The sequence below is a fragment of the Candidatus Methylobacter favarea genome (genome assembly GCF_902806695.1).
In the GTDB taxonomy this organism is placed as follows: Bacteria; Pseudomonadota; Gammaproteobacteria; order Methylococcales; family Methylomonadaceae; genus Methylobacter_B; species Methylobacter_B favarea.
This window is the reverse complement of sequence record NZ_CADCXN010000016.1, coordinates 1-4,960: the sequence shown is the minus strand read 5'-3', so window position 1 is coordinate 4,960 and position 4,960 is coordinate 1. Positions and strand designations below refer to the sequence as shown.

Annotated in this window: 8 protein-coding genes; 6 read left to right on the top strand and 2 right to left on the bottom strand. The window is 52.2% G+C overall.

The features are described from left to right. From HUX64_RS19090 to HUX64_RS02140, 3 genes are all read left to right on the top strand, one after another. On the top strand, window positions 1-191 hold a 191-nt coding region (locus HUX64_RS19090; protein ID WP_217426401.1), incomplete at its 5' end, for a hypothetical protein. Next, entirely contained in the window at window positions 188-376 is a 189-nt protein-coding gene (locus tag HUX64_RS02145) for a DUF29 family protein (RefSeq protein WP_246246874.1), read from the top strand. The genes HUX64_RS19090 and HUX64_RS02145, both read left to right, overlap by 4 nt. Next, on the top strand, window positions 377-937 hold the full coding sequence (locus tag HUX64_RS02140; RefSeq protein ID WP_174624602.1) for a recombinase family protein: 561 nt from the start codon (window positions 377-379) through the stop codon (window positions 935-937). It abuts the gene before it with no gap. Window positions 938-1,198: 261 nt separating this feature from the next. Here HUX64_RS02140 and HUX64_RS02135 read toward each other — a convergent pair whose 3' ends face one another. Both HUX64_RS02135 and HUX64_RS02130 read right to left on the bottom strand, forming a co-directional pair. Further along, window positions 1,199-1,576, bottom strand: coding sequence for a type II toxin-antitoxin system death-on-curing family toxin (locus tag HUX64_RS02135; RefSeq protein ID WP_174624601.1), 378 nt, complete (start codon window positions 1,574-1,576; stop codon window positions 1,199-1,201). After that, window positions 1,573-1,800, bottom strand: a complete 228-nt coding sequence (locus tag HUX64_RS02130) for a hypothetical protein (RefSeq protein ID WP_174624600.1) — start codon at window positions 1,798-1,800, stop codon at window positions 1,573-1,575. Before HUX64_RS02130 ends, HUX64_RS02135 begins: the two co-directional genes overlap by 4 nt. Window positions 1,801-2,454: 654 nt before the next feature. Here HUX64_RS02130 and HUX64_RS02125 point away from each other — a divergent pair. The 3 genes from HUX64_RS02125 to HUX64_RS02115 form a co-directional block, all read left to right on the top strand. Continuing rightward, a complete protein-coding gene (locus HUX64_RS02125) occupies window positions 2,455-2,730 on the top strand; it encodes an HU family DNA-binding protein (protein WP_174624599.1) in 276 nt (91 codons plus the stop codon). A 520-nt stretch (window positions 2,731-3,250) separates the two neighbouring features. Then, window positions 3,251-4,261 (top strand): dockerin type I domain-containing protein, encoded by a 1,011-nt coding sequence (locus tag HUX64_RS02120; RefSeq protein ID WP_174624598.1) that lies wholly within the window; start codon window positions 3,251-3,253, stop codon window positions 4,259-4,261. A gap of 10 nt (window positions 4,262-4,271) precedes the next feature. Further along, window positions 4,272-4,960 (top strand): cohesin domain-containing protein (locus HUX64_RS02115; RefSeq protein ID WP_174624597.1); only part of this gene is annotated, 689 nt, incomplete at its 3' end.

The following is a 4,960-nucleotide window of genomic DNA, read 5'->3' as shown; positions in this document are numbered from 1 at the left end:
CAACCAATTCAGCCTGCGTGGGCGGCGCCAAAACGCCGGGTGGAACAATGACTATATGGCTCATCTACTCTTCGGATGCGCAAAAAAGCCAGTGTCAGCAGAAAACAGTTTTAATGCGTAACCCCTGCGGTATCAGCCCAGCCACCGTGGCAAGAGCTGGGAACGAACGATCAAAGACCAGCGTAATATGATTATGCGCAGGCTCAATAACACCCCTAGTTTAAAACCCGAACTTGCAAACGCTGAGTTTTGGTTAGAGTCATGGGCTGATGCGGCGCGCATCGCAGAGAACGAGACCGGGATTTTGAACGTATTTCCTGAAGCTTGCCCGTGGGACTTCGATCAGGTCATGAGCCCTGAGTTCTGGCCGGAATAAATGGCGTTATACGGCTACGCACGGGTTTCCAGCGCCGATCAGGATTACTCTTTGCAAGAGCAAGCCTTAAAACAGGCGGGTTGCGATGTTATCCGGGCCGAGAAGGCCTCTGGCGCTACTCGTAACGGGCGCGCAGAGCTTGACCTATTGCTTTCATTTCTCAGACCCGGTGACACCCTGGTTGTTACTCGAATAGATCGGCTTGCGCGTAGCATTAAAGACCTGCAAGACATTGTATTCACGCTGAAGGAACAAGGCGTCACCCTCAAGGCAACTGAACAACCTATCGATACCCGCAGTGCGGCAGGGAAAGCTTTCCTGGACATGTTAGGCGTTTTCGCAGAATTTGAAACCAATCTCCGGCGTGAACGGCAGCTTGAAGGGATCGCTGCTGCAAAATCACGCGGCGTCTACCGTGGCCGCAAACCTTCCATCGACACCGACGAAATCCAACGCTTATATAAAGAGGAAAAGCTTGGGGCGACTGAGATTGCGCGGCAATTAGGCATTGGCCGTGCTTCGGTATACCGGGCTTTGGCTGATAATGGAAAAGAAGCGTAAAAAGGGGTAAACAGAGAAAACGGAAAAAATCGTATGCCAAGACAAAAACTGTCAGATTAAAGCCTAAGATTTTGCGCAGAATTCGTCAATAAATACCGAAACAGACCCTATCTTGACGCAATTTACAGTTCATAACTGACGCCCATTTAAGGTCTACTTCAACTGGACGCAACCAAGCCGGGTATTCAAACTCGCAATCACAGCTTAGCGTACGATTTTTTCCGTTTCGTGAGCTGATCCCAACAAGAACAGCGGCCAAGATTACACAAAGCCTTTGGTGTTCAACCGCAACCAGCGGTCAAGTTCTTCAAACTGGAAGCGGTTGTTTTCGTATAAATCCATGAGAAAGGCGTAAACGCTTTCCGAATCCGCCGTGATCTCGATCCCATTGATCGCTAAAAAAGTGTAGGCACAGGCGAAAGCTGTGCGCTTGTTGCCGTCGAGGAACGGATGGTTTTGCGAAAGGCTTTCCCAAAGCGCGGCGGCCTCGCCGATCACATCGGGATAATAGCCTGACTGCATCCGGAACAAGGCCGCTTCAAGCTGGCCGTGATCGCGGATTTCGTTCAAGCCGCCATAACGTTCCACCTGGTCGTCATGGATGGCCAGAACTTCCACCAGCGTCAGGTAATCGGTCATTTGGCCAGCTTTTCATAGAGGCCTGAAAAACGCCCATGACTGGCCTGATAGGTCGCCATGACATGGGAACGTGGCCGTGCTTGTCGGCGCTTCTCGATCAAATCGCTTAAAGCCTCGTCCACCAGCGTTTGTATTTGGCGTCCTTCGCTTTTGGCCAACTCGCGCACCTGAGCCAACACACTGGCGTCAACTTGTGTGGCGAATTTTTCGCGGACTTCCGACATAAGCACCTCCTTGAAATAGGATTTAATGATACTGCTCAAATCTATCATGAAATATCATGACATTTCAAGATAGATAATGGGCGGTAAATCGCGTTTTGTCTCATGTTTTAGTGTTTTGGAGGCTATGAAGCCAGCGAAAATCAAGGAGTGTGCTTTTCAATACGGGTTAGTTACCCCATAGCTGCCAAAAGTGCCATCTTGGTACTTACCCAAAGCGTTGTGTCATGCGCCAAGAATTCCTAGGTGGCAGTAACTGCTTCATTCAGATTAAAATATCAACTGGCTCACACATTCAACAAAATGTGCCGCAATTATTGAGTCCACTCAGGCTAAGCACTGGACAATTGCTAAAAAGCTACTCTGCATCAGCAAGCGGGAATTCGGCGGCAGCACCAGTTCTATTTCGGATGGAGGTGACATGCTCAACCTTGTTTTTTCATCAGTTCGCATGAATTGCGCTGGCATGGGTAATTATCATAGCGGGATTCACAGATAAATCCCGTGAAACTTTAGAGCGGTTTGCTGATCAGCACCCAAAACCCGCCAATCAGTTAATTGTTGCAGCCTGCAATTATTTTATTTGTGCCGAAAAATAAGCTATAAAGCGTATTCAAACTCACTTAACCTAACCGTTATTCATTAAGGGATAGCTTCATGAACAAATCAGAACTCATCAACGCAATCGCTAGCCACGCTCAGTTAAGCAAAGTCGATGCCGGCCGTAGCCTGGATGCCTTGCTCAACACCATCGAAGCGACGTTAAAAGCCGGCGATAGCATTAGCCTGGTCGGTTTTGGCGCCTTTGAGCTCAAAGCCAGAGCCGAGCGTGCCGGCCGAAATCCACAAAACGGCCAGGCCCTCACTATTGCGGCCAGCAACATTCCTTCTTTTAAACCCGGTAAACACCTGAAGGACGTCGTTAATGGATAAGCTGGGGTGACGAAGGTAAGACTCGGCAGGGTGCCGGTTCAAAGGCCCCTGAACTCATACCCTGCTTTCGATCAGCCAGGCGCTTTATGAGGTAAGGTATGGAAGAGGAGAAGTTGGGAGTTAATAACATTTTTGTTCTTCCCCTCTAACAGGTAAATATTGGGTGCATTTAAACAAACGACACCAAAGTTGCAAATTGACTCTAACCTTCTCCTGATGGAGAGAGAGTTAGAAGAGGAGAAAAAATCAATTATTTATATCCCCGTGCCTGCCTCTTCTCCGGCAAGGAAGAAGGGGCAGGCACGGGTTTAGAGGCCTATGCCCTGGAAGAGAATCATAATTGATGTTTGACCTAACATGTGTTAGGTTTATACCCAAGCATAACCAGACCTGCCACCCGTGATGGAAAATCACGGCGCCTGGCCTGATTCCCAAACATCGGGGGGGAAAGGCGCGGCACTTGGCTTCTTATCAGTCAAAACATCGCTACGGCGGCTGAGAGGTGAGGATGAACAGAGTCATGACCGTGCTTGAGCATAGCACAACTAAATATAACGCCAGCGTCCTGATCTGCATCTGTTTGCTCTTGGCGGGCGGTTTTGCAGGTATAGCCCAGGCGGGCATCAATAAATGGACCGCCATTGGACCGGAAGGAGGAACGGTTACTACCGTGGCGATCGATCCCGTCGATCCGCTGACTCTATATGCTGGAGGTTATGGCGGCGTCTTCAAGAGCAGCAATGGCGGCGCCAGTTGGCAAGCGGTCACTTCCGGCCTGCCGTCTGACTTCGGCGTCTCTGTCCTCGCCATTGATCCCGTCGATCCGCTGACTCTATATGCTGGAGGTTATGGCGGCGTCTTCAAGAGCAGCAATGGCGGCGCCAGTTGGCAAGCGGTCACTTCCGGCCTGCCGTCTGACTTCGGCGTCTCTGTCCTCGCCATTGATCCCGTCGATCCGTTGACCCTCTATGCGGGTACCGCGGCGGTTCCCTTTAATAGGGGGAAGGGTGTCTTCAAGAGCACCAACGGCGGCGCCAGCTGGCAGGCAGTCAACTCAGGGTTGCCGGTGCCACTTTTCAGCTTCGTTGGAGCCCCCGTCTTAATCGTCTCCGCCCTTACCATTGATCCCGTCGATCCGGAGACCCTATATGCCGGCACCGACAAGGGCGTCTTCAAGAGTAGTAATGGCGGCGATAGCTGGCAGGCGATCAACTCCGGCTTGCCGCTTAGCCGCTCCTTCAGAGTCCCCGCCCTCGCCATAGATCCCCTTGACGGGGCGACCCTGTATGTCGGCACCAATGGCAACAGCGTCTTTAAAATCACCTTCAAAACTCTGGGCGACATTAACCAGGACGGTGACATTGACCGCAGTGATCTGGCCCGGATTACGGCGGCTTTGAATCAGCCTGCCGACGGCCCCGACGATGTGCGCGACCTCAACGGCGATCTGAGCATCGACGCCCTCGATGCCCGCAAGCTGGTGCTGCTGTGCACGCAGCCGCAATGCGCGGCGCCCCGACCCAACCGCTAGGAGTAATATCATGACTACTTTCCTGATTCGGCTCATTGGTATGGCGCTGCTGCTGGTTGCCCTGCCGTCCAAAGCGATCACCCTCAGTTGGACGCCGGTTACGGCCTCGGCCGCAACGGGCTCATCGTTGGATATGGCTTTAATAATTTCCGGGTTAGGTGATCATGTTTCCCCTTCGCTGGGCGTATTTGATATCGATGTTGATTACGAGCCCTCCATCCTGGGCCTGGGCGGGGTCGTTTTCGGTGATCCTGGTTTGGGCGATCAACTGGCGCTGGACCAGAGCGCCGACCGTTCCTTTACGCCCCGAGACGGTTCAGTTAATCTCGTCGAGCTTTCTCTTGGCACTGTGGCTGATTTAAATACGCTACAGGCCGGCAGCTTCACCTTGGCGACTTTATCGTTCAACGCCCTTGCAGCCGGGGTGAGCCCCTTGAATATTTCCCTGAACGCCATTGGCGACGCCAACGGCAATCCCCTCCCTATCGAGACTGTCGCGGCAGGCCGTGTTACCGTCGAGGCTAATGCCAATGGCTCAGTCCCTGAGCCTGCAACCTGGCTGTTAGTCAGCTTGGGCGTGCTGGCCATGAACCGGTTCAGTTGGCGCCTGCTTGGCCTAAAATATTTCCTGCCTGTTTTCCGGCTCGACGTGAAGGACTACAGCAACATAGGATGGGCACATGCTTTTCGGCCTCATTA